Raw genomic sequence first — 24786 nt, forward strand, 5'->3', positions numbered from 1 at the left:
GACGAACGCCGGCACCCGAGGATGCCGGCGGCAGAAGAAGACGCGCCGCGGGCGGCTGCGCCGTTATTCCTTCATCGCGTAGATGGCCGGCACGCAGCGCAGGGTTTCGTTGACGTCCATGCCGAAGCCGAACACGTAGCGGTCCGGCAGTTCGATGCCGGCGTAGTCGGCGGTCACGTCCGGCAGCGCGCGGTCGTGCTTCTTCACCGTCATCGCGGCGATGCGCACGTCGGTTGCGCCCTGTTCCAGGCACCAGGTGCGAACGCCCTGCAGGGTGTAGCCCTCGTCAAGGATGTCGTCGACCAGCAGCACGCGGCGGCCGAACAGCGAGGTGGCCGGCTTGTGCTTCCAGACCAGGTCGCCGCCGGTGGTTTCACCGCGGTAACGGGTGGCGTGCAGGTAATCGAACTGCACGTCCTGGCCGCGCGCGCCCAGTTCCAGCGCCAGCTGGCCGGCGAACGGCAGCGCGCCGTGCATGATCGACAGGAACAGCGGCACCTCGCCCTTGTAGTCGCGCGCGATGGCGTCGGCGATACCAGCGATGGCCTTGTCGATGGTGGGGCGGTCGACCAGCAGGTCAGCCTGGGCCAGGGCCTGGGAAATGGTGAGGTTGGGCATCAGACGGTTCTTCCAAGGGTTTCAAGCAGACGGGTTTGGGTGTCGCCATGGCGGGCATCGGCCAGCAGGCCATCCCAGCCAAGCGCGCCGCGGCCGATCAAGCCCAGCAGCGCAGCGGTATTGAGGGAGCGCCCCTGCACCGCGTGCAGGGCTTCATCGACCAGCTCCGGGTGGCAGACCAGCACCACGTCGCAGCCGGCGTCCAGATGGGCGTGCACGCGCGCCGGCACGCCGCCGGCGCTGTGCGAGGCGGCCATGCCGATGTCGTCGGAGAACACCACGCCACGGAAGCCGAGCTCGCCGCGCAGGATGTCCTGGATCCAGCGCGGCGAGTAACCTGCCGGTTCAGGCGCAATCTGCGGGTAGATCACGTGCGCCATCATCACCGCATCGGCACCGGCAGCGATGCCGGCCTGGAACGGCACCAGGTCCTGCGCGCGCAGCTCGTCTAGCGCGCGCGGATCGATCGCAGTATCGACGTGGGTGTCTTCCAGCACGGTGCCGTGGCCGGGGAAATGCTTGAGCGTGGCGGCCATGCCGACCGAGTGCATGCCACGCACGTAGGCGGCGGTGAACGCGGCCACCACCTGCGGGTCTTCACTGAAGGCGCGGTTGCCGATGGCACGGTTGCCACGGCCAAGGTCGACCACCGGCGCGAAGCTCAGGTCCAGGCCGCTGGCGCGTACTTCGCTGGCCATCAGCCAGGCGTGCCGTTCGGCCAATGCCAAGGCCTGCTGCGGGTCGGTGGCATACAGGGCACCAATGTCCTGCAGTGGCGGCAGATCGCTGTAACCCTCGCGGAAACGCTGTACGCGACCGCCTTCCTGGTCCACGCAGATCAGCTGCGGGCGCGGCGCGGCGGCGCGGATCGCCGCGCTCAGATCGGTCACCTGCTGGCGGGAGGCGAAGTTGCGCTTGAACAGCACCACCCCGGCCACGGCATCGTGCTGCAGCCAGTCACGTTCCTGGGCGGTCAGTTCGGTGCCGGCAACGCCGATCAGCAGCATGGTCGATCTCCACAACGCGCGCCCGCATGGCGCAGTGCCGCATTGTCGCAGAACCGGCCGACAGGCGCAGTGGTCAGAAAAAGGGGAGTGTGCGGTCAGAGCCCCTGCGGGGGGTCGGATCCCCGCAGGGGCCCTGACCCCGATCTGCTCAGACCTTGCAGCCGTCCGGGCCGCAGGCCTCGTCGTCGCCAGCCGGGGTGGCCGGAGCGCCCTGTTCGGCGGCAATCTGGCGCAGGGCGTTGGCGAAGGCCTCGGGGGGCTGCGCCCCGGAAATGGCCCACTTTCCATCGATGACGAAGGTCGGCACCGAGGAGATGCCCAGCGCATGCGCCTCCGCCAGCTTGGCTTCGACCTCGGCCAGGCCGCGGTCGGAGGCCAGCATCTGCGCGATTTCGCCGCCGTCCAGGCCGCCCGCCACACCGGCCTTGATCAACACCGCGCTGTCCGCCAGGTTCTGGCCAAGCTCGAAGTGGGCGCGGAACAGCGCCTCCCCGACCGCGTCCTGCACGCCGTGCTGGCCGGCCAGCCACAGCACCCGGTGCGCCGGCAGCGTGGTCACCCGCACCTGGCCCCGGCTGAAGTCCATCGGCAGGCCTTCCGCACGCGCCGTGGTCTGGGTCTGGCCGAGGATCTGCTCGGTGCGCTCGACGCCACCGAACTTGCGCACATAGGCCTCACGCAGCGGCACCGGGGTTGCGTCCGCGTCCGGGTCCAGCTGGAACGGCTGCCAGTGGATATCGAGTTCAGGCGCATCGGCGCCCAGCAACTGCACGCCCTGCTGGAAACGATGCTTGCCGATCCAGCACCAGGGACAGACCACGTCGGAGTAGATGTCGATTCTCATCCCCCCGACATGGGGCCCGCCCCCGCCGAAAAAAGGGGACGGAGGGGATTAAGTCGCTTTCCGCACAGGCGGGGTAAAGACGACTTAATCCCCTCCGTCCCCTTTTCAGGGTTTCACCACTGTGAATAGGGATGACTGGCGAGCGCGACGTTGTAGTAGCGGGCGTCGTCGGTGACTTCCGCGCCGGCCCAGTCCGGCAGTTCGATGGCCTGGTCGGCGCTGTCCAGTTCCACCTCGGCCACCACCAGGCCGGCGTTGTCGCCGAGGAACTCGTCCACTTCCCAGGTCAGGCCGGCGTGCTCGACCAGATGGCGGCGCTTGTCGATCAAGCCACCCACGCACAGCGCCAGCAGCGCGCGCGCGTCCTCCACCGGAATCGGGTAATCGAATTCCTGCCGGGTGTGGCCGATGGTGCGCGACTTCAGGTTCAGCGCAGCATGGTCGCCCTCGATACGCACGCGCACCGAGGCGTTCTGGGTACCGCGATCCAGCGCGCCCATGTCGTTGATGTAGCCCTGCGCCATCGGGATCACCCGGTGCGCAGCGGATCGCCAGCCATCGTTGATGACCAGGAATTTGCGTTCGATTTCAATGCCCATGGCGCGATTATGCGCCATGGGTGATGACAGCCGCTCAGCGCTTCTCGAACACCGCGATGCTTTCCACGTGCGCGGTGTGCGGGAACATGTCCATGGCACCGGCGCTGACCAGGGTGAAGCCCTGTTCATTGACCAGATAACCGGCATCGCGTGCCAGCGAACCCGGGTGACAGCTGACATAGACGATGCGCTTGAACTGCTTCAGCGGCAGCTGCTGCAGCACTTCGATGGCGCCCGAGCGCGGCGGGTCCAGCAGCAGCTTGTCGAAGCCCTGGCGCATCCACGGCGTGCTGCGCTGGTCCTGGGTCAGGTCGGCGCTGAAGAACTGGGCGTTGGCCAGGCCGTTGCGCACGGCATTCTCACGGGCACGCGCGACCAGGCCGGCATCGCCTTCCACACCCACCACTTCGCGCACGCGGCGGGCCAGCGGCAGGGTGAAGTTGCCCAGGCCGCAGAACAGGTCAAGCACGCGTTCGTCCTCGCCCGGCTCAAGCAGGTCCAGAGCGTGGGCGATCATCTTTTCGTTGAGCTTGGCGTTGACCTGGATGAAGTCCAGCGGGCGGAACGCCAGTTCCACGTCCCAAGGCGCCAACCGGAACGACAGCGGTACCCCCTGCCCGTCCAGCGGCTGCACGGTGTCCACGCCGCCGGATTGCAGGTAGATCACGAAACCATGCTGCTGGCCAAAGGCGGCCCAGGCGGCGCGGTCGGCATCGCTGAGCGGCTGCAGGTGACGTACGGTCAGCACCACCGCCTGATCGCCGGCGATGAACTCGATCTGCGGGATGTCGCGCTTGCCATCGAGCGATTCGATGAAGGTCGACAAGGCCTCGACCTTGGTACCGATCTCCGGGATCACGGTCAGGCACTGGCTGAGATCGGCGACGAAACGCGGGTCCTGTTCACGGAAACCGACCAGGGTCTTGTCCTTCTTCTCGACCCGGCGCACCGAGAAGCGGCCCTTGCGGCGATAACCCCAGCTCTCGCCGACCAGCGGCGCCAGCACCTTGCCCGGCTTCACATGGCCGATCCGCTCCAGGTTGTCCATCAGCACGCGCTGCTTGGCGACGATCTGCTGGTCTTCGTCCAGATGCTGCAGCACGCAGCCGGCGCAGGTACCGAAATGCGGGCACTTCGGGGTCACGCGCTGGGGCGAGGCCTGCAGCACTTCCACCGTGCGCGCCTCGTCGAAATGGCGGCTGCGGGCGGTCTGTTCGGCCATGACCACCTCGCCCGGCAGGGCGCCGCTGACGAAGGTGACCTTGCCGCCCTCGCCTTCACGGCGGGCGACGCCGCGACCATCATGGCTGAGGTCGAGGATCTCGGTCTGGAACGGGGTACGGTCGATGCGGGAGCGGGATCGGGCCACGTGGCAACAGGCTGCGGGCAAAAATGGGGGCACATTGTCGCAGATCCTGACTGGCAGGGTCCGGACCCGCTTGCGCCCGCCGCCGCCGTGCTTGATGATTGCAGCAGCTGACATGGAGGCAGCCCTGATGCAGATGACCCCGCGGGCCAGCCGGCCCCGCTTCCTGCTTGTCGAGGACGACATCATCAGCCGCGGTTTTTTCAAAGCGGCGTTGGAAACGTTACCGGCGGACGTGGACACCGCAGATTCATTGGCCAGCGCGCTGGCCAGCGCCGAGCCCGGCGCGCATGACCTGTGGCTGATCGACGTCAACCTGCCGGACGGCAATGGCGCGCAGCTGCTGCGTGAACTGCGCCGTTCACACCCCGATACCCCGGCATTGGCGCATACCGCCGATGGCGACACCTCCATCCATGCCCGCCTGCGCGAAGCTGGCTTCAGCGACACGCTGGTCAAGCCGCTGGGCCGCGACCAGTTGCTGAAGGCCGTGCGCCGGGCACTGGTGAACAGCCCGGCGGGGATCTCCGTTGCCCCGGCTCCGGCAGCGGTCGAGCTGCAGGTACAGGACTGGGACGAGACCGCGGCACTGGCCGCGCTCAATGGCCAGCGCAACCACTTGATCGCGCTGCGCGAGCTGTTCCTGGCCGAGTTGCCGGGCGTACGCGATGCGGTCGAGCAGGCCGTGGACCAGCACGACGAGCGACAGCTGCGCAGCCAGCTGCACCGGTTGCAGGCGAGCTGTGGGTTTGTCGGCGCGGCACGGCTGGGACGGGCGGTGCGGCAGCTGCATCATGCGCCCGAGTCCGGGCAGGCCCAGGCGGGGTTCCGCGACGCGGTGGCGGCCCTGCTGCATTGAGGGTGTTCGGCAGGGCTTGCAGCCCTGCACCTGCTTCAAGCCAGAGCAACAGCCGAAGCAACGGCAACAGCGGGCATCCCGTGGAATGGCGGGGCACTGTGGGTATGCGGGGACGGCGCAAGTACGTCCATGTAGCCTTGGTCGCGCCATCCATGGCGCTCACACCCCGCAAACCCATAGTGCCCCGCCTTCGACAGTTGACCGGTGGCCAGTAGATCCACGCCATGCGTGGATGAATCTCTGTCAGATATCGAAATCCAAACTGGGGTCAGATCCGTTTTCCTTCGGAAAACGGATCTGACCCCGTCGGCATGTCCAACAGCTCGCAAGAATCTGTCGAAGGCTGGGTGGGTCCGGTTGCGGGAGTGTCCGCGGCATGGATGCCGCGGCCAAGCCCCCAAGGACGGGTTTACGGCGTCTCCCGCAACCGGACCCACCCCGCCTACCCACGGATAACCAGCTTTTGCTTTTGACGTTGACGTTGCCGTTGATTCGGCAGGTGCAGGGCTGCAAGCCCTGCCGAACACCCCCTACCTGCGGGGCGCGAGCTGCTCGAGCATTTCCCAGGACTTCAGGCCGCGTGGCCCGAGGTGATGGGCCAGCACCCGCCGCATCGGCAGGCGCAGGCTGGCCAGGTCGGCGGCAGCGGGCTCTTCGTCGGCCGCCAACGCCAGCAGCGCCGAGCCAGTGGCCGCCGCCCGGCGTTCCCCACCGCGCTCACTGAGCAGGCGCTGCGCGCCTTCCTGTGGGTCCAGCTCGTAGCGCGCGGCCGGGTCGATCGGCTGGCCGTCGCTGGCACTGTCCAGTTCGAAACCCAGGCCCAGCGCGGTCAGCAGCTCGCGCTCGAAACGACGCAGCGTCCAGGCCAGGCCGGCACCGACCGCCAGCCGTGCGCGCGCTTCGCCATAGGCCAGATACAACTCAGGCAACGGATCCTGGCGAGGTGCCAGGCGCAGGGTCAGTTCACTCAGATAGAAGCCGGCCAGCATCGCCTGGCCGACCAGGCGCGGGGCCGCATCCAGCGCTTCAGCGCCGCGCAACTGGGCCAGTTCACCGCGCTGCTGGGCGCTGAAGCGGATCCACTGCAATGGCTGCAGGGCAGCGCGCAGCACCTGGCCCTTGGCGGTTGACACACCACGCGCGAGCAGGCCGACGCGGCCATGCTGCGCGCTCAACACCTCGACCAGCAGGCTGGTCTCGCGGTAGGCCCGCGCATGCAGCACGAAGCCGGTGTCGTCCTCGATCATCATCGAAGCGACCGCAACGGCTTACTCGTAACCGAAGGCCTTCAGCGCGGCCTCGTCATCGGACCAGCCTTCACGCACGCGCACCCAGGTCTCAAGGAACACCTTGGCCCCGAACAGACGCTCCATCTGCAGGCGGGACTTGGCGCCGATCTCCTTGAGGCGGGCGCCGCCCTTGCCGATCACGATGGCCTTCTGGCCTTCGCGCTCGACCCAGATCACCGCGCCGATGCGCAGCAGGTTGCCGTCCTCGGTGAAGCGCTCGATCTCAACGGTGGTGGCGTACGGCAGCTCTTCGCCGAGCTGGCGCATCAACTGTTCGCGTACCAGCTCGCCGGCCAGGAAACGCTGGCTGCGGTCGGTGATCTCGTCCTCGCCGAACATCGGCGGCGCTTCCGGAAGCAGCTTCAGCACGTCGCGCACCAACGCTTCCAGGCCATTGCGCTTCTGCGCCGAGATCGGATGCACGGCAGCGAAATCACGGCCTTCGGTCACCTGCTGCAGGAACGGCAGCAGCGCGCCCTTTTCCTTCAGGCGATCGATCTTGTTGACCACCAGCACCACCGGAATGCCGGCATCGCGCAGCACATTGAAGGCCAGGCTGTCTTCTTCATCCCAGCGACCGGCCTCGATCACCAGCAGGCCGGCATCGACGCCCTCCAGCGAGCCGCGCGCGGCACGGTTCATCACCCGGTTCATCGCCCGCTTCTGCACCTTGTGCAGGCCGGGGGTATCAACCAGCACCAGCTGGCCTTCCGGGTAGGTGGCGATGCCCAGCAGGCGATGGCGCGTGGTCTGCGGACGGTTGGAAACGATGCTGACCTTCGCACCGACCAGGGCATTGGTCAGGGTCGACTTGCCCACGTTCGGGCGGCCGATGACGGCCACGCTGCCGCAATGATGAGGAGTTTGTTCGCTCACTTGGAATCCAGTTGTTCTAGGACGGCCGCAGCCGCCTGTTGTTCGGCAAGCCGCCGCGAGGCGCCTTCGCCCTCGGTGCTGGCGGCCGGGTCGGCTACGTTGCAGCGTACCCGGAAGTGCTTGGCATGGTCGTCACCGGATTCTGACACCAGTTCATACTGCGGCAACGCCTTCTGTCGGGCCTGCAGCCATTCCTGCAGGCGGGTCTTGGGGTCCTTCTCGGGACGGCCGGAGGCCGGCAGCGCCTCGATCGAAGCGCTGAACCAGGGCAGTACCACCGCCCGGCAGGCCTCGAAGCCGGCATCCAGGTAGATCGCAGCCACCACGGCTTCCACTGCGTCGGCCAGGATCGAGTCGCGGCGATGACCGCCGGACTTCATTTCGCCCGGGCCCAGGGTCAGCCGCTCGCCCAACTGCAGGGTGCGCGCGATCGCCGCCAACGCGCCTTCGCGCACCAGTTCGGCACGGGCACGGGTCATCGCCCCTTCGTCAGCCTTGGGCCAGCGTCGGTACAACGCCTCGGCCGCCATCATGTTGACGATGCTGTCGCCGAGGAACTCCAGGCGCTCGTTGTGCGGCGCACCGGCACTGCGATGCGTCAGCGCCTGCTTGAGCAGGGCCGGGTCGCTGAAGGCATGACCGATCAGGTCGCCACGTTGGATGAATTTACTGGGCACCGCTTCGTGTCAGGTCCTGGGAAGAATCGAATTTGCCAACCACATCGAGGTTGCCGATCAGCTGGCGACGCACTTCGTAGTTGACCTTGAGGGTCCAGCCATTGTCGCGACGGTCGAACTTCACGTTGGCCGGCTTCACATTGTCCGAGTAGTTGATGTACAGGCGCTTGAAGAACAGGTCCTGGATCCGCGACGGCTCCATGCTGCCCACGCCCGGCTCGTTGGCCAGGCTCTTCATCGCCGAGCGCACGGCGTAGTACTCCTGGTACATCGGGAACAGCTTCATGCCGATGTAGAGGAAGAAACCGACCACGATCAGGACCGTCAGGAACGAGGTCAGGGTCATGCCGCGCTGCGTGTTCATCGTCTTCATTGCGTTCTCCCCAGATACGCGTTGGATGTGAAGGTACTCAGTTGATGCCCGATCAGTTGATGCTCGAGCCGATCCGCGACGGCTCGAAGCCATCCTTGCAGAACCAACCCTGGCAGTTCAGCCAGATCAGGAAGGCCTTGCCGCGCAGGTTCTCTTCCGGCAGCAGGCCCCAGAAACGGCCGTCGTCGCTGTTGTCGCGGTTGTCGCCCATCACCAGGTACTTGCCGGCCGGCACCGTCCACTGGCCCTGGCCGCGCGGGTAGTCGGTCTCCAGCACGGTGTGGGTGCGCCCCGGCAGGTGCTCGACCAGCAGGTTGGCGCCTTCGCCCTGGCCCTTGTGGCCGGCGTAGATGCCCTTGTTGTCGTACTTCAGCGGCTCGCCATTGAGGATCACGCCGTCGCCTTCGAAGACCACGGTGTCACCCGGCACGCCGATCACGCGCTTGATGAAGTTCTCGCCCTTGGCCGGGTCGTTGTCGCTGTGGCCGGGGAAGTGGAATACCACCACGTCGCCACGCGAGGGCTCGCCGAACGGCACGATCCTGGTGTTGCTGATCGGCAGGCGCAGGCCGTAGGAGAACTTGTTGACCAGGATGAAATCGCCGATCAGCAGGTTCGGCATCATCGAGCTGGACGGGATCTTGTACGGTTCGGCAATGAAGCTGCGCACGATCAGCACGATCGCCAGCACCGGGAAGAACGCACGCGAGTAATCCACCAGCACCGGCTCGGAATCGAGCAGGCCGGCGCGCTGGGCGCGACGCTTGGCGAGGTACAGCTTGTCCGCAAGCAGGATCAGGCCCGAGGCCAGGGTCAGCACGACCAGGAGGATCTCAAACAGTTTCATTCAGGGTCCTTTGCAACGTCACCGGACGACCGGCCCCGCAGGGCCGGTGCGGGATTACTTGTTGTCCATCTGCAGCACGGCCAGGAACGCTTCCTGCGGGATCTCCACGCGGCCGACCTGCTTCATGCGCTTCTTGCCTTCCTTCTGCTTTTCCAGAAGCTTCTTCTTGCGCGAAACGTCGCCACCATAGCACTTGGCCAGCACGTTCTTGCGCATGGCCTTGACCGTGGTACGGGCGATGATCTGCGAGCCGACCGCAGCCTGGATGGCGACGTCGAACATCTGGCGCGGAATCAGGTCCTTCATCTTCTCGCACAGCTCGCGGCCACGACGGTCGGCATGGCTGCGGTGCACGATCAGCGACAGTGCGTCGACCTTGTCGCCGTTGATCAGCACGTCCACGCGCACGAACGGGCCGGCGTCGAAGCGCACGAAGTGGTAGTCCAGCGAGGCGTAGCCACGGCTGACCGACTTCAGCTTGTCGAAGAAGTCCAGCACCACCTCGGCCATCGGCAGCTCATAGCTGATCTGCACCTGGCTGCCCAGGTAGTTGATGCCGATCTGGCTGCCGCGCTTTTCTTCGCACAGCTTGATGATGTTGCCGATGTACTCCTCGGGAGTGAGCACGTTGGCACGGATGATCGGCTCGCGGATCTCCTCGACCTGGTTCACCGGCGGCAGCTTGGCCGGGTTGTCCATGTTGATGATCGAGCCATCGGTCTTCAGGACTTCATATACCACCGTCGGCGCGGTGCTGATCAGGTCCAGGTTGTACTCGCGCTCCAGGCGTTCCTGCACGATTTCCATGTGCAGCATGCCCAGGAAGCCGCAGCGGAAGCCGAAGCCCATCGCCTCGGAGCTTTCCGGCTCGAAACGCAGCGCGGCATCGTTCAGGCGCAGCTTGTCCAGCGCTTCGCGCAGGTCCGGGTAATCTTCGGCATCGACCGGGAACAGACCGGCGAACACGCGCGGCTGCATTTCCTGGAAGCCCGGCAGCGGCTTCGGAGCCGGGTCGCCGGCCAGGGTCAGGGTGTCGCCGACCGGCGCACCGTGCACGTCCTTGATGCTGGCGGTGACCCAGCCCACTTCACCGGCACGCAGCGCTGGCAGCACTTTCCGCTTCGGCGTGAACACGCCGACGTTGTCGACCTGGTGGTTGCGGCCGGTGGACATCACCTGCAGCTTGTCACCGGCCTTGATCTCGCCCTGCATCACGCGTACCAGCGAGACCACGCCCAGGTAGTTGTCGAACCAGGAGTCGATGATCAGCGCCTGCAGCTTCTCGGTGTCGCGCGGTGTCGGCGGCGGGATGCGATGCACGATCGCTTCCAGCACGTCCTGCACGTTCAGGCCGGTCTTGGCACTGACCGGCACGGCATCGGAGGCGTCGATGCCGATCACGGCCTCGATCTCGGCCTTGGCGCGCTCGATGTCGGCGGTCGGCAGGTCGATCTTGTTGATCACCGGCACCACTTCCAGGCCCTGCTCCACCGCGGTGTAGCAGTTGGCCACCGACTGCGCTTCCACGCCCTGGGCCGCATCGACCACCAGCAGCGCGCCTTCGCAGGCGGCCAGCGAGCGGCTGACTTCATAGGAGAAGTCGACGTGGCCGGGGGTGTCGATGAAGTTCAGATGGTAGGTCTGCCCGTCCTTGGCCAGGTACGGCAACGACACCGACTGCGCCTTGATCGTGATGCCGCGCTCGCGCTCGATCGGGTTGGAGTCGAGCACCTGCGCTTCCATCTCGCGGGCCTGCAGGCCACCACAGAGCTGGATGATGCGGTCGGCCAGCGTGGACTTGCCGTGGTCGACATGGGCGATGATGGAGAAGTTGCGGATGTTCCGCATCGAATCAGAAGACATAGGTGGCGGCGGCGCGCGGCGTCGTCAGGGTAACGGTCGATTATCGCATGCCCGGCGCCCCACCGCGAAAGCGGACTGCTCGGGCCCCGCCCGGAAAGGCCGAAGCCCCGCCAGGGCGGGGCTTCAGGGGAGACACAGGGGCCGCCGAAGCGGCCCCGGCAGGCCTTACTGGCCGGCCTTGACCGCCACGAAGGCGCTGTTGCCGTTGCCGGTGCGCACCAGCAGCATCACCACGTCGTCCTTCTTGTAGCTGGACAGCGCCCGGTTCAGGCTCTCCACGCTGCCGACCGGGGTGCGGCCGACCTGCAGGATCACCATGCCCGGGGACAGGCCGGCATCACGCGCCGCCTGGCCCTTGACTCCGGTGATGCGCACGCCTTCGTTGCCATCCAGGCCGAACTGCTTGCGCTGCGGTGCGGTCAGGTCGCTCACGTCCAGGCCCAGCAGGGCATTGGCGCCGGTCTGCGGTGCCGCATCGGGCCTGGCGGCAGACGCCGCACGGGCATTGCCCTGACCGTCTTCGCTCAGCGCCGTGAGCGTGGCGCTGAGGTCGCGCGGCTTGCCGTCGCGGATCACCCCCAGCGTGACCCGGCTGCCCGGTGCCATCGCACCGATCAGCGGCGGCAGGTCGGACCAGCTGTTGACCGGGCTGCCGTTGACCGAACGCACTACGTCGCCGATCTGCACACCGGCCTTCTCTGCGGCACTGCCGGCGACGATCTGGTTGACCAGCGCGCCACGGCTGTCGGGCAGGCCCAGGCCCTGCGCCTTCAGCGCATCGATCGGCTCGACCACCGCACCCAGCTGGCCACGGGTGACCTTGCCACTCTTCTTGATCTGCTCGACCGCGCTCATCGCCAGGTCGATCGGGATCGCGAAGCTGATGCCCATGTAGCCGCCGGAGGCGGAGAAGATCTGCGAGTTGATGCCGACCACTTCGCCGCGGGTGTTCAGCAACGGACCGCCGGAGTTGCCCTGGTTGATCGCCACGTCGGTCTGGATGAACGGCACGTAGCGCTGGTCGGCGCCACCCGTGCTACGCCCCAGTGCACTGACGATACCGGCGGTGACCGAATGGTCGAGACCGAACGGCGAGCCGATCGCGACAACCCACTGGCCGGGCTTCAGCGTATTGGAATCACCCACGCGCACGGTCGGCAGGTTCTTGCCATCGATCTTCAGCAGCGCCACGTCGTACTGCTGGTCGCTGCCCACCACCTTGGCGTTGAACTCACGGCTGTCGCCCAGCTTGACCTTCACGTCGCTGGCATCGGCCACCACGTGGTAGTTGGTCAGCACATAGCCATCGGGCGAAATGATGAAGCCCGAGCCCATGCCGCGGCCCTTGATGCTGGGGCCACCGTCCGGGCCGCCCGGGCCCTGCCCCGGCATCGGGAAGTCCGGGCCGAAGAAGCGACGGAAGAACTCCGGCATGTCGTCGTCACCGCCCATCGGGCCCCGCGAAGCCTGGCGGTTGGTGCGGACAATGGTGGTGTCGACGTTGACCACACCCGGCCCGACCTGTTCAACAAGGTTGGTGAAATCGGGCAGGCCGGTAACCAGCGGCTGTGCCGGTGCCCTTGGCGCGGTGGCTGGAGCAGCCTGGGTCGGGGCGGCCGGAGCCGGTGCCTGCGCGCAGGCCACCAGCGGCAGGGTCAGGGCCAACAGGCCCATGGCCTGCGTGCGGAGTCGGGGAGTCATCGGACGGCAACCTCCGGATCGGATGGAAAGAGGAATACGGGCCCCGCTGACGGCGGGGCGTGAAAGCGCCCGGCTCAGTCGCGCGGGCGCGGCGGCACCGGCAGGTCGTCCTGCAGGCGCGGCTCGAACGGGTAGAAGGCGGCGCCACCGGTATGGGCCGGGAAGCTGGCATTGAGCGCGCCGCCGGCGGCAGGCGCCAGGCTGGAACGCGGCCACGGTCGCGCCTGCAGCCCACCGACCTCGCCAAACGGCATGTTGCGGCTGCCATTGGCCGGTATGGTCGGGGTCAGCGGCGCCTGCGCAGCAGCCACCGCGCGTTGCGGCACGTCCTCACGCTGGGCGGCACGCGCGGCCTGCTGGCTGCGGGTGGCACTGGCGCGGCGGGTGTCCTGGCGGCGACCGGCAGTGGCCATCGCCAGGGCGGGAGCCGCCGCCACAGCCATCGCAGCCGTGTCTGCAGAGGCTTCGGTAACCGGGGCAGGATCGGTCGGCACGGTCGGCAGCTCCGCCTGGCTGGCGATCACCTGAGGTGCCAACGGCTCGCCCGGGGTGGCTTCCTTCAGCTTCTCACCGCCCATGAACAGCGCCACCGCTGCCACTGAAGCGGCCAGTGCGGCACCACCGCCCCAGGCCCGCCAGCCACTGCGACGCACCTGACGGCGCGGCTCGGCCTGCGGCGCAGGCTCGGCGGCGATGGCAGCAGCCACGGCGGAACTGAACCCGGCCGGGGCCAGTGCCGACGCCTGCCCACGCATCACGTCGCCCAGCAGCTGCCAGCGCTCCTGACAGCCGGCCAGTTCGGGGTCATGCTCCATCCGCCGCAGCAGGAAGCGCGCTTCATCGGCGCCCAGCTCGCCATCGACCAGGGCCGACAGCTGCTCGCGATGGCGCTGGTCCAGGCGCTGCCCGGCGGGCGATTGATGGTTCTGCGATTCGTTGAACGGATTACTGGTCATACGCGGCTCTTCTCACGGGTGGCGCTGCCGATGTCCAACAGCGGCCGGAGTTCGGTGTCGATCGCCTCGCGCGCCCGGAAGATCCGTGAACGCACGGTGCCGATCGGGCACCCCATCTTCTGCGCGATTTCCTCGTAGCTCAGGCCTTCCACCTCGCGCAGGGTGATCGCCGACCGGAGCTCTTCCGGCAGCGCGTTGACGGCCTTCATCACCGTCTGTTCCAGCTCCTGGCGCATCAACTCGCGTTCGGGCGTGTCGGTGTCGCGCAGGCGCGTACCACTGTCGAACTGTTCGGCGTCGCCGATGTCGATGTCATCGGTCGGTGGCCGTCGATTGTGTGAAGCCAGGTAGTTTTTGGCGGTATTCACGGCGATTCGATGCAACCAGGTTGAGAACTGGGCGTCGCCACGGAAACTTCCGATCGCGCGATAGGCGCGGATGAAAGTGTCCTGGGCGACGTCCTGACATTCACTCCAGTCGGCGATGTAGCGGCCGACAAGGGCCACCACGCGATGCTGGTACTTGCGCACCAGGACATCGAACGCGGCGCTCTCGCCGTGCTGCACGCGCCGGACCAGTTCCAGATCCAGCTCCTGTGGTGTATCAACCTCGGCCATGAGGGGCCGCACTCCTGTCAGCCCAACCGACGTCGGGCAATGAGACTGCCAATCCCGGGAAAAGTTCAGTCGCCGATCACCCGGCGCCGCACCAGCTTTTAACCACCGTTCCGTTAGCGTTCCGGTCCACGGCCATGGATCCGGGGTCGCCACTCCCCTGCTATTGGGATTTGACGCGGGGGAAACAACCTCTGGATCATAGCCGCTTCTCCATACACAACCGGATGGAACGTCCATGCTCTCAGGCTTCGATGGTCTCCGCTTCAGCCACTGGCACCCCGAGATCCGCGACGACGGCGTGGTGGTCCTCTCCCTGGATCGCCAGGACAGCAGCGTCAATGCCATGTCGCAGGATGTGCTGCTGGAGCTGGGTGACCTGCTTGAGCGCATTGCACTGGACCCGCCCAAGGGCGTGGTGATCCAGTCGCTGAAGAAAGCCGGCTTCATTGCCGGGGCGGACCTGAAGGAGTTCCAGGAGTTCGACCGTCGCGGCACCGTCAACGATGCCATCCGCCGCGGCCAGGCTACCTACCAGAAGCTGGCCGAGCTGCCCTGCCCCACCGTGGCGGCCATCCACGGCCATTGCCTGGGCGGCGGCACCGAGCTGGCGCTGGCCTGCCGCTATCGCGTGGCCTCCAATGACAGCAGCACCCGCATCGGCCTGCCGGAAACCCAGCTGGGCATCTTCCCGGGCTGGGGCGGCAGCGCGCGCCTGCCGCAGCTGGTCGGCGCTCCCGCGGCAATGGACATGATGCTGACCGGCCGTACGCTGTCGGCCTCGGCCGCGCGTGGCATCGGGCTGGTCGACAAGGTGGTGGCACCGGCCGTGGTGCTCGACACCGCCGTGGCGCTGGCGTTGTCCGGCACAACGCGCCCGTTCAAGCAGCGCGCGACGGCCTGGGCCACCAACACCTGGCTGGCACGCACGCTGCTGGCACCGCAGATGGTCAAGCAGGTCGCGCGCAAGGCCAAGAAGGACCAGTATCCGGCGCCCTACGCGCTGATCAGCACCTGGCAGCGCAGTGGCGGCAAGCCGATCCAGGCACGCCTGGATGCAGAACGCCGCGCCGTGGTGAAGCTGGCCAGCACCCCGACCGCGCGCAACCTGATCCGCATTTTCTTCCTGACCGAACGCCTGAAGGGCCTCGGTGGTGGTGATTCCGGCATCCGCCACGTGCACGTGGTCGGCGCCGGCGTGATGGGCGGTGACATCGCCGCCTGGGCCGCCTACAAGGGCTTTGAAGTGACCCTCCAGGACCGCGAGCAGCGCTTCATCGACCCCGCCATGGAGCGCGCGCAGGCGCTGTTCGCCAAGAAGGTGCGCGACGAGAGCAAGCGCCCCGCCGTGGCCGCGCGCCTGCGTGCCGACCTGGAAGGCAACGGCGTGGCCGAGGCCGACCTGGTGATCGAAGCGATCATCGAGAACCCGGAAGCCAAGCGTGCGCTGTACCAGACGCTGGAACCGAAGATGAAGCTGGACGCGCTGCTGACCACCAACACCTCGTCGATTCCGCTGGTGGAACTGCGCGACCACATCCAGCGCCCGGCGCAGTTCGCTGGCCTGCACTACTTCAACCCGGTGGCGCAGATGCCACTGGTGGAGATCATTCACCACGACGGCATGGCGCCGGAGACCGAGCGCCGCCTGGCCGCGTTCTGCAAGGCGCTGGGCAAGTTCCCGGTACCGGTGGCCGGCAGCCCGGGCTTCCTGGTCAACCGCGTGCTGTTCCCGTACATGTTGGAAGCCGCCACCGCGTATGCCGAAGGCATTCCGGGCCCGATGATCGACAGGGCCGCGGTGAAGTTCGGCATGCCGATGGGCCCGATCGAACTGATCGACACCGTCGGCCTGGACGTGGCCGCCGGCGTCGGCCGCGAACTGGCGCCGTTCCTGGGCCTGCAGATTCCAGCGGCCTTGGAGACGGTGGAGCCGGACAAGCGCGGCAAGAAGGACGGCCAGGGCATCTACACCTGGGAAAACGGCAAGCCGAAGAAGCCGGACGTGGCCAGCGATTACCAGGCCCCGGCCGATCTGGAGGACCGCCTGATCCTGCCGCTGTTGAACGAGGCGGTGGCGTGCCTGCACGAAGGCGTTGTGGCCGATGCGGACCTGCTGGATGCCGGCGTGATCTTCGGTACCGGCTTTGCCCCGTTCCGCGGTGGTCCGATCCAGCACATCCGTGCGGTCGGTGCCGATGCGATCGTCGAGCGGCTGAAGGCACTGCAGCAGCGTCACGGCGACCGTTTCGCCCCGCGCCCGGGCTGGGACAACCCCACCCTGCGCGAACCGGTGATTTGAGTTCATCGGCCGGGCCTGCGGCCCGGCGCCCGCAGAGGCAACCGCCGAAGCCAGAGCCAGAGCCAGAGCAACAGCCGGCTCTGGCTTTTCTGTTTGTTGGGCGGGGCGGTGTGGGCAGGCAGGACACGCCGTAAACCCATCCATGGGGGCTCGATGGCGCCATCCATGGCGCCAACGGTCCTGCCTGCCCACACCGCCCCACCCCTGACAGTTTCCCGGTGACGGTCGGTGAATCTCGATTCCGGTGTGGATCACTACGAACGGGTGGGTGGCTACCTGGGCCGCCACCAGGAGCGAAGCAACCAGCGTTTGATTTTGACTTTGATTTTCTTTTTTCTTCTCCGTGGCTGGACGCACACGGAAACTGTCAGAGGTCGGGCGGGGTGGATTCGCGGGGGTGTCCGCGGCATGGATGCCGCGGCCAAGCCTCCACGGACGGATTCACGGCGTCCCCCGCGAACCCACCCCGCCCGGCCAAGCGCGGCTTTTGCTTTACGCGACCAACCCCACAGCCACGAGGGGCTGCGCCGTTGGCTGGAACACCCTGTTACCCATACGGGGCATGTGCCCGTCACAGCCGCATGCGATGCTGATCACCTGATCCCTGCCAGCGAGAACGCCCGCATGACCACCATCATCGCCCCGCGCGTGCACGACATCGGCGGACTCGAAGTCCGTCGCGCCGTCCCCACCCTGCAGGCGCGCAGCATCGGCTCGTTCGTGTTCGTCGACCAGATGGGCCCGGCGCTCATGCATCCCGGCACGGCCATCGACGTGCGCCCGCATCCGCATATCGGCCTGGCCACCGTCGCCTACCTGTGGTCGGGCGCCATCGGCCATCGCGACACACTCGGTTCGGACCAGGTGATCCGCCCCGGAGACGTCAACTGGATGACCGCTGGCCGCGGCATCGCCCATTCCGAGCGCACGCCGCAGCCGGACCGCGATCACGACAACCCGATCCATGGCATGCAGACCTGGGTAGCGCTGCCGAAATCGCACGAGGAAATCGAGCCGGCGTTCTACCACCACGCCGCGGCCACCCTGCCCGAGCAGCGCCGCAACGGTGCCTGGCTGCGCGTCATCGCCGGCCGCGCCTATGGCGAGGAATCGCCGGTGAAGGTGTTCGCCGACACCCTCAACGTGGCAATCGATCTCGACCCGGATGCGGAAATCGATATCGACGACGGCCACCGCGAGCGCGCGCTGTACATCCTCGAAGGCGATGCACAGCTGGATGGCGTGGACATCCCTGCACAGCATCTGGTGATTCCCGAAGCCGGCGCACGTGGCCGCCTGCGCGCGAAGACGCCGGTGAAGGCGATGCTGTTCGGTGGCGAGCCGCTGGATGGCCCGCGTCACCTGTGGTGGAACTTCGTGTCCAGCTCGAAGGAACGCATCGAGCAGGCCAAGCACGATTGGGAGGCCGGCCGCTTCGGGACCATTCCAGGCGACGACAAGGAATTCATCCCGCTGCCGCAGTACTGAACATCGCGTGTTGCACACATCCGAAGGTGTATGCCTGCCCCCGGCGCTGACGCTACAGTCACCCGCTGATCATTGAAATGTGACATAAATCACACTTTCGACCGTCAAAGGAGTGCAACACATGAGCATGGGTAAACGCTTGTCCGCCGAATTCCTCGGCACGTTCTGGCTGGTTCTGGGTGGCTGCGGCAGTGCGGTGCTGGCCGCCAAGTTCGGCGGTGACAGCAATCCGCTGGGCATCGGGTTCCTCGGCGTGGCGCTCGCCTTCGGCCTGACCGTGGTGACCGGCGCCTATGCGTTCGGCCATATCTCCGGCGCGCACTTCAATCCGGCGGTCAGCGTCGGCCTGTGGGCCGGTGGCCGCTTCCCGACCAAGGACCTGGTGCCGTACATCATCGCCCAGGTGGCTGGTGGCCTGTTGGCCGGCTTCATCCTGCTGCAGATCGCCTCGGGGGCCAGCGGCTTCGCCATCGACGGCAGCCAGGCCGGTGCGTTCGCCAGCAATGGCTATGGTGCGCTGTCGCCCGGCGGTTACAGCGTGGCGGCGGCCTTCCTGTGCGAAGTGGTGCTGACCGCCGTGTTCCTGATCGTGATCATGGGCGCCACCCACGGCAAGGCACCGGCTGGCTTCGCGCCGCTGGCGATCGGCCTGTCGCTGACCCTGATCCATCTGATCAGCATCCCGGTCACCAACACCTCGGTGAATCCGGCCCGCTCCACCGCCGTGGCCTTCTTCGCCGGCAGCGGGGCGGTCAGCCAGCTGTGGCTGTTCTGGGTCGCCCCGCTGCTGGGCGGTGCGATCGGCGGCATCATCTACAAGTGGCTCGGCAACGACCGCTGAGGCCTGTGCGGACCATTGCGGCTGACCTTCGGCCGCAATGGTTACGCTTGTAACCGCAATTTGTGCGATCGCTCACGTTCCGTTAAGGTTGAGTTGACCGTCCGTGCACATGCCGGCCGGCGGGGCATCCGGGGATGGGATGCCAAGGCCGCCGGTCCATCCGACGGAGCCACGACACACCACCTTGGGGGATGCATGAAGTTCGCGCCTGTAGTGTTGTCGAGCCTGCTGTTCGCTGCGGCCCAGGCCGCCGCGCAGGCTCCCACCGAATGTCCTTCATTGCCGGCCAACAGCGGCCTGCAGTGGCAACAGCAGGCACAGGCCGATTTCCTGGTCTGCCGCGCCAGCACCAGCGATGGCCGCGAGGTACTGAGCCTGATGCTCAGTGCACGCGACCCCAACCTTCCATTGAACCGCTCGCTGCGCCAAGAAAAGGGCAGCTTCGGCGGTGAATCACTGTACTGGTACCAGCCCGATCTGGGAGGCCAGCAGCCGCCCGGTTACGCCGAGCGCCGCATCAGCGTGGTCAAGCTCGACAAAGGGCGTTACGCGCAGATTTCGCTGTATCCGGGCAGCGCGCAGGAACTGGGTTCGCTGCAACAGCTGGCGCAGGGGATGAGCCTGACCCCGTCGGCCGTGGCTGCCGGGAACTGACGATGGCGGGGATGACTGCCTTGCAGCATCCCCGCAATGCGAGCCGACCTGACGGTAGTGCCGGCCGCTGGCCGGCACCTCGATCCGCCGTGACCGCAGGCAGTTGCCGGCCAGCGGCCGGCACCGCCTCAGAACTTGCCTTCCTGGAAATCGACGAAGGCCTGCATCAGTTCCTGCCGCGTGTTCATCACGAACGGGCCATGGCGCATCACCGGTTCTCGCAACGGACGACCAGCCACCAGGATCAGCCGCGCACCCTCGCTGCCGGCCGAAAGATGCAGCTGCTCGCCCCCCCCCAGCACCGCCAGTTCCTGGCGGGCGACGTCGCGCGCCGCGTCCTGCTCACCCACCGTCACCGCACCTTCGAACACATACGCGAAGGCGTTGTGCCCTTCCGGCAAGGCATAGGTCCAGGCGCGATCCGGGGCCAGCGTGATGTCCAGGTACAGCGGATCGGTGGCCGGCTGCACGATCGGGCCCTGCGTGCCATCCACGTTGCCGGCGATCACCTTCACTTCCACGCCGGCGTCCGGCCGCACCACGGGAATGCGCTCGGGCGCGAACTCCTGGTACTTCGGCTCGGTCATCTTCTCTTTCGCCGGCAGGTTCACCCACAGCTGGAAGCCGCGCATCTGACCGCTTTCCTGCTCGGGCATTTCCGAATGCACCAGGCCACGGCCTGCGGTCATCCACTGCACGCTGCCCGGGGTAAGCAGGCCCTCGTTGCCGTGGTTGTCGCGATGCCGCATGCGCCCGTCGAGCATGTAGGTGACGGTCTCGAAACCGCGATGCGGATGCTCCGGGAAGCCAGCGATGTAGTCCTCGGCACGGTCGGTGCCGAATTCATCGAGCAGCAGGAACGGGTCCAGGTCAGGCAGCGTCGGGCCGCCGATGACGCGGGTCAGGCGCACGCCGGCACCGTCGGAGGTGGGCATGCCACGGATGGTCCGCAGTACGCGGACCGGTTCGGGAAAGCTCATGGCGACTCCTGTTGGATGGATGCCACTGAAGATGGACGCCACATGGCCGCACGCCAATGGACGGCGCCGCAACCGATTGTTCCATCCCTGATGTTCGCTGCATGTCAGCACAACAAGCGTACGACCAAAGTACTACCGCCGATTCGTCCTGTGCCAATTGACCCTGCCGAGGGCACGCGGGACTCTTTGACTGTCTTTCCGGGAGAGAGCACCTCATGAAAGGGTTTTCCAAAATAGGCTGGGCGGTACTCGCCCTGCTCGGCGCCTTCTGTCTGGGCACCGTGGCCCTGCGCCGCGGCGAACACATCAATGCCCTGTGGATCGTCGTCGCCGCCGTTTCGCTGTACCTGGTGGCCTACCGCTTCTACAGCCTGTTCATCGCCAACAAGGTGATGCAGCTCGATCCGACCCGGGCCACCCCGGCGGTGATCAACAACGATGGCCTGGACTACGTGCCAACCAACAAGCACGTGCTGTTCGGTCACCATTTCGCCGCCATTGCCGGTGCCGGCCCGCTGGTGGGACCGGTGCTGGCCGCACAGATGGGCTACCTGCCCGGCCTGCTGTGGCTGGTGGTGGGCGTGGTGCTGGCCGGCGCGGTGCAGGACTTCATGGTCCTGTTCCTGTCCAGCCGCCGCAACGGCCGCTCCCTGGGCGATCTTGTGCGGGAAGAGATGGGCCAGGTGCCCGGCACCATCGCGCTGTTCGGTGCGTTCCTGATCATGATCATCATCCTGGCGGTGCTGGCGATGGTGGTGGTCAAGGCGCTGGCCGAAAGCCCGTGGGGCATGTTCACGGTGATCGCGACGATGCCCATCGCAATCCTGATGGGCGTGTACATGCGCTACATCCGCCCCGGCAGGATCGGCGAGATTTCGGTGGTCGGCCTGATCCTGCTGCTGGCCGCGATCTGGTACGGCGGCAAGGTCGCCGCCGATCCGGTCTGGGGCCCGGCCTTCACCTTCACCGGCACCCAGATCACCTGGATGCTGATCGGTTACGGCTTCGTCGCCTCGGTGCTGCCGGTGTGGCTGCTGCTGGCCCCCCGCGATTACCTGTCGACCTTCCTCAAGATCGGCACCATCATCGCACTGGCCGTCGGCATCCTGATTGTGATGCCGGAACTGAAGATGCCGGCGCTGACCCAGTTCGCTGCCAGTGGTGATGGCCCCGTATGGAAGGGCGGCATGTTCCCGTTCCTGTTCATCACCATCGCCTGCGGTGCGGTCTCCGGCTTCCACGCGTTGATTTCCTCCGGCACCACGCCGAAGCTGCTGGCCAATGAAGCGCACATGCGCTACATCGGCTACGGCGGCATGCTGATGGAATCGTTCGTGGCGGTGATGGCGCTGGTGGCGGCCTCGATCATCGATCCGGGCATCTACTTCGCGATGAACAGCCCGGCGGCGGTGATCGGTGCCGATGCGGCCTCGGCGGCGCACTACATCACCAACACCTGGGGCTTCACCATCACGCCCGAGCAGCTGACCGCGACCGCGGCGGCCATTGGTGAACCGACCATCCTGCATCGCGCAGGTGGCGCACCGACACTGGCGGTGGGCATCGCGCAGATCCTGCACGAAGCGATTCCCAGTGGCAGCGACGCGATGATGGCGTTCTGGTACCACTTCGCGATCCTGTTCGAAGCGTTGTTCATCCTCACGGCAGTCGACGCTGGCACCCGTGCCGGTCGCTTCATGCTGCAGGACCTGCTGGGCAACTTCGTGCCGGCCCTGAAGAAGACCGAATCGTGGACCGCCAACATCATCGGTACCGCCGGCTGCGTGGCGCTGTGGGGCTACCTGCTCTACACCGGCGTGGTCGATCCGTTCGGTGGCATCCAGACGCTGTGGCCGCTGTTCGGCATCTCCAACCAGATGCTGGCGGGTATCGCGCTGATGCTGGGCACGGTGGTGCTGTTCAAGATGAAGCGTGACCGCTATGCGTGGGTGACGGCCGTGCCGGCCATCTGGCTGCTGATCTGCACCACCTACGCCGGCTTCATCAAGATCTTCGACAGCAATCCGGCGCAGGGCTTCCTGGCCCAGGCACACAAGTTCCAGGCCGCCCTCGCCAGCGACACCATCACGGCACCGGCCAAATCGGTGGCGCAGATGAAGCAGATCGTGGTCAACGCCTACGTCAACACCGGCCTGACCGCGCTGTTCCTGCTGGTGGTGGGCGCAGTGCTGGTGTATTCGATCAAGACCATCCTGGCGGCCCGCCGCAATCCTCAGCGCAGCGACCGCGAGACCCCGTACGTGGCGCTGAAGCCGCATGAAATGGTGGATCTGTGATGAGCACGCAACTGGTTCCCGCCGGCCAGTACCAGGCACACCGCCGCATCTGGCGGCGCCTGGTGCAGACCGCCCGACTGTGCTGTGGCATTCCTGATTACGACAACTACGTCCGGCACATGCTGGAAAAGCATCCGGACCAGGAGCCGATGGATTACAAGACGTTCTTCCGCGAGCGCCAGGAAGCGCGCTACGGCGGACGCAACGGTGGTCGCTGCTGTTGAGGGTTGGGTGTGGGTGCCGGGCTTGCCGCCCGGCGCCCGCACCTTCGACAGATTTCCGGCGACGGCGGATAGCATCAGGGGCCAGATCCGGTTCCTCCGGGAAACGGCTCTGACCCCTTCTTCGAAATGCATCCACGCATGGCGTGGATCTACGCAGGCATGACGCAGGGGCGGCCCGGACTCAGCCGTTGGCCATCCACTTCAGGATCAGGCCAGTGACATAGGCCAGCCCGGTGCCGGTGGCGTAGCCCACCGTGCCCAGCAGCACGCCCACCGGAGCCAGCGTCGGATGGAACGCCGCGGCCACCACGGGGGCCGAAGCGGCTGCGCCGATGTTGCCCTGCGAACCGATCGCGAAGAAAAACAGCGGCGCGCGCAGCAGCTTGGCCACCACCCACAGCACCAGCACATGCGTGGCCATCCAGATCGCGCCGAGCAGGAACAGCCACGGCCGGTCCAGCAGCGACAGCAGGTTCATCTGCATGCCGATGCAGGCGATCAGGAAGTACAGGAACACCGTGCCCAGCCGCGAAGCGCCCGCAGCTTCCAGCCGGCGCGCACGGGTGAAGCTCAGGCCCAGGCCCATCGCGGTGGACAGCAGGATCACCCACACGAACTGGCTGTCCAGGCTGAACTGGCTGGCCCAGCTGACATTAGCCTTGAACCAGCCCGCCAGCGGCGCGGCGATGGCATGGGCCAGGCCGACGCCGCCCAGTGCCACGCCGACGATCACCATCAGGTCGGTCATGCTGGGAATGCGCGCATTCTGCGCCTCGTAGGCGCTGATGCGCGCCTTCATCTCGTCGATGGCACGGGTATCGGCACCGTTGCGGGTATCGATCTGCTGCGCGCGGTTGGCCAGAAACAGCAGGATGGCCATCCACAGGCTGGCGCAGGCCACGTCGACCACCGCGAACTGGCCGAAGGTGGTGGCATCGGTGCCGAACACTTCACGCATGGCCACCATGTTGGCGCCGCCGCCGATCCAGCTGCCGGCCAGCGCCGCCATGCCGGCCCAGGTATCACCGGCCACGGTTTCGGGGTGGATCAACTTCATCAGCTGGAACGAGACGATGGCGCCGAGCATGATGCCGGCGGTACCGGCGCAGAACACGATCAGCAGTTTCGGGCCGAGCTTGGCAATACCCTTGAGGTCGATCGACAGGGTCAGCAGGACCAGCGCGGCCGGCAGCAGCACGTCACGCGCGACCGGGTTGTACAGCGAGGTGTTGTGGCCGTCGATGACACCGGCGGTGTTGTAGATGGCGGGGACGAAGTAGCACAGCAGCAGCGCCGGCACCCAGGCGAAGATCTTCTTCAATAACGGGGTCGGGCCACTGGCAGCCCAGAAGATCAGGGCCAGGGTGGCGGCAATCAGGCCCAGGCCAACGATGTCGTTGCTGATCAGGGCAGTAGCGGGTTCGGTCGGCATGGGATCCTCTGTCGATCGAAAGAGCGGGAAAAAAAAGCGCCGCATGAAGCGGCGCACCCCGAGATTAACATTGTCTTCA

General features: G+C 66.6%; 23 protein-coding genes. 7 read left to right on the top strand and 16 right to left on the bottom strand.

What is annotated here, in order from left to right:
• Positions 1-63: 63 nt before the first annotated feature.
• From AC5P60_RS18120 to rlmD, 5 genes are all read right to left on the bottom strand, one after another.
• A complete protein-coding gene (locus AC5P60_RS18120; protein ID WP_005410592.1) occupies positions 64-618 on the bottom strand; it encodes a hypoxanthine-guanine phosphoribosyltransferase in 555 nt (184 codons plus the stop codon).
• Positions 618-1625, bottom strand: coding sequence for a beta-N-acetylhexosaminidase (gene nagZ, locus AC5P60_RS18125; protein WP_005414204.1), 1008 nt, complete (start codon positions 1623-1625; stop codon positions 618-620). The genes AC5P60_RS18120 and nagZ overlap by 1 nt, the downstream gene beginning before the upstream one ends.
• Positions 1626-1773: 148 nt before the next feature.
• The gene (locus AC5P60_RS18130) at positions 1774-2469 is read right to left on the bottom strand and encodes a DsbA family oxidoreductase (protein WP_033834348.1); all 696 of its coding nucleotides are present in this window, start codon (positions 2467-2469) and stop codon (positions 1774-1776) included.
• A 113-nt stretch (positions 2470-2582) separates the two neighbouring features.
• On the bottom strand, positions 2583-3068 hold the full coding sequence (locus tag AC5P60_RS18135) for a CYTH domain-containing protein (RefSeq protein WP_012480971.1): 486 nt from the start codon (positions 3066-3068) through the stop codon (positions 2583-2585).
• 34 nt (positions 3069-3102) lie between these two features.
• On the bottom strand, positions 3103-4437 hold the full coding sequence (gene rlmD / locus AC5P60_RS18140; protein WP_005414201.1) for a 23S rRNA (uracil(1939)-C(5))-methyltransferase RlmD: 1335 nt from the start codon (positions 4435-4437) through the stop codon (positions 3103-3105).
• Between the two features lie 127 nt (positions 4438-4564).
• On the opposite strand from rlmD, the gene AC5P60_RS18145 reads away from it, so the two are divergent.
• On the top strand, positions 4565-5293 hold the full coding sequence (locus tag AC5P60_RS18145; protein WP_005410597.1) for a response regulator: 729 nt from the start codon (positions 4565-4567) through the stop codon (positions 5291-5293).
• 530 nt (positions 5294-5823) lie between these two features.
• Here the strand turns inward: AC5P60_RS18145 and recO are convergent.
• From recO to rpoE, 9 genes are all read right to left on the bottom strand, one after another.
• Entirely contained in the window at positions 5824-6543 is a 720-nt protein-coding gene (gene recO, locus AC5P60_RS18150) for a DNA repair protein RecO (RefSeq protein WP_005410598.1), read from the bottom strand.
• 18 nt (positions 6544-6561) lie between these two features.
• Entirely contained in the window at positions 6562-7458 is an 897-nt protein-coding gene (era, locus tag AC5P60_RS18155) for a GTPase Era (protein WP_005410599.1), read from the bottom strand.
• On the bottom strand, positions 7455-8135 hold the full coding sequence (rnc, locus tag AC5P60_RS18160; RefSeq protein ID WP_033834352.1) for a ribonuclease III: 681 nt from the start codon (positions 8133-8135) through the stop codon (positions 7455-7457). The genes era and rnc overlap by 4 nt, the downstream gene beginning before the upstream one ends.
• The gene (locus AC5P60_RS18165; protein WP_005410601.1) at positions 8125-8508 is read right to left on the bottom strand and encodes a DUF4845 domain-containing protein; all 384 of its coding nucleotides are present in this window, start codon (positions 8506-8508) and stop codon (positions 8125-8127) included. The genes rnc and AC5P60_RS18165 overlap by 11 nt, the downstream gene beginning before the upstream one ends.
• Positions 8509-8560: 52 nt before the next feature.
• Positions 8561-9355 carry a signal peptidase I gene (gene lepB / locus AC5P60_RS18170; RefSeq protein WP_005410602.1) on the bottom strand — a complete coding sequence of 265 codons (795 nt, stop codon included), beginning with the start codon at positions 9353-9355 and terminating at the stop codon, positions 8561-8563.
• Positions 9356-9409: 54 nt separating this feature from the next.
• Entirely contained in the window at positions 9410-11203 is a 1794-nt protein-coding gene (gene lepA / locus AC5P60_RS18175; RefSeq protein WP_005410603.1) for a translation elongation factor 4, read from the bottom strand.
• 180 nt (positions 11204-11383) lie between these two features.
• Positions 11384-12919, bottom strand: coding sequence for a DegQ family serine endoprotease (locus AC5P60_RS18180; RefSeq protein WP_033834355.1), 1536 nt, complete (start codon positions 12917-12919; stop codon positions 11384-11386).
• Positions 12920-12993: 74 nt separating this feature from the next.
• Complete coding sequence (locus tag AC5P60_RS18185; RefSeq protein WP_049402273.1) at positions 12994-13875, bottom strand: sigma-E factor negative regulatory protein; 882 nt, start codon at positions 13873-13875, stop codon at positions 12994-12996.
• A complete protein-coding gene (gene rpoE / locus AC5P60_RS18190; protein ID WP_005414197.1) occupies positions 13872-14492 on the bottom strand; it encodes an RNA polymerase sigma factor RpoE in 621 nt (206 codons plus the stop codon). The genes AC5P60_RS18185 and rpoE overlap by 4 nt, the downstream gene beginning before the upstream one ends.
• Before the next feature lie 235 nt (positions 14493-14727).
• Between rpoE and AC5P60_RS18195 the strand changes: the two genes are divergently transcribed.
• The 4 genes from AC5P60_RS18195 to AC5P60_RS18210 all read left to right on the top strand — a co-directional run bounded on the left by AC5P60_RS18195 (position 14728) and on the right by AC5P60_RS18210 (position 19774).
• Positions 14728-16791, top strand: a complete 2064-nt coding sequence (locus tag AC5P60_RS18195) for a 3-hydroxyacyl-CoA dehydrogenase NAD-binding domain-containing protein (RefSeq protein ID WP_483693755.1) — start codon at positions 14728-14730, stop codon at positions 16789-16791.
• Between the two features lie 624 nt (positions 16792-17415).
• Positions 17416-18279: a pirin family protein gene (locus AC5P60_RS18200; RefSeq protein ID WP_495201796.1), complete on the top strand. Its 864-nt coding sequence runs from the start codon at positions 17416-17418 to the stop codon at positions 18277-18279.
• Positions 18280-18400: 121 nt separating this feature from the next.
• Positions 18401-19120 (top strand): aquaporin Z, encoded by a 720-nt coding sequence (aqpZ, locus tag AC5P60_RS18205; protein ID WP_005414195.1) that lies wholly within the window; start codon positions 18401-18403, stop codon positions 19118-19120.
• A gap of 195 nt (positions 19121-19315) precedes the next feature.
• A complete protein-coding gene (locus AC5P60_RS18210) occupies positions 19316-19774 on the top strand; it encodes a hypothetical protein (RefSeq protein ID WP_049402631.1) in 459 nt (152 codons plus the stop codon).
• 128 nt (positions 19775-19902) lie between these two features.
• On the opposite strand, the gene AC5P60_RS18215 is transcribed toward AC5P60_RS18210, so the two are convergent.
• Entirely contained in the window at positions 19903-20754 is an 852-nt protein-coding gene (locus AC5P60_RS18215) for a pirin family protein (protein ID WP_033834360.1), read from the bottom strand.
• Between the two features lie 215 nt (positions 20755-20969).
• Here AC5P60_RS18215 and AC5P60_RS18220 point away from each other — a divergent pair, with 215 nt between their 5' ends.
• Positions 20970-23051, top strand: a complete 2082-nt coding sequence (locus AC5P60_RS18220; RefSeq protein WP_005410612.1) for a carbon starvation CstA family protein — start codon at positions 20970-20972, stop codon at positions 23049-23051.
• Positions 23051-23275, top strand: a complete 225-nt coding sequence (locus tag AC5P60_RS18225; RefSeq protein ID WP_005410613.1) for a YbdD/YjiX family protein — start codon at positions 23051-23053, stop codon at positions 23273-23275. The genes AC5P60_RS18220 and AC5P60_RS18225 overlap by 1 nt, the downstream gene beginning before the upstream one ends.
• A 181-nt stretch (positions 23276-23456) precedes the next feature.
• Here the strand turns inward: AC5P60_RS18225 and AC5P60_RS18230 are convergent, their stop codons facing one another.
• Complete coding sequence (locus AC5P60_RS18230; RefSeq protein WP_005410614.1) at positions 23457-24707, bottom strand: DUF819 family protein; 1251 nt, start codon at positions 24705-24707, stop codon at positions 23457-23459.
• Positions 24708-24786: the final 79 nt, after the last annotated feature.

The sequence above is a fragment of the Stenotrophomonas sp. YJH_SMC_120 genome, assembly GCF_059368675.1.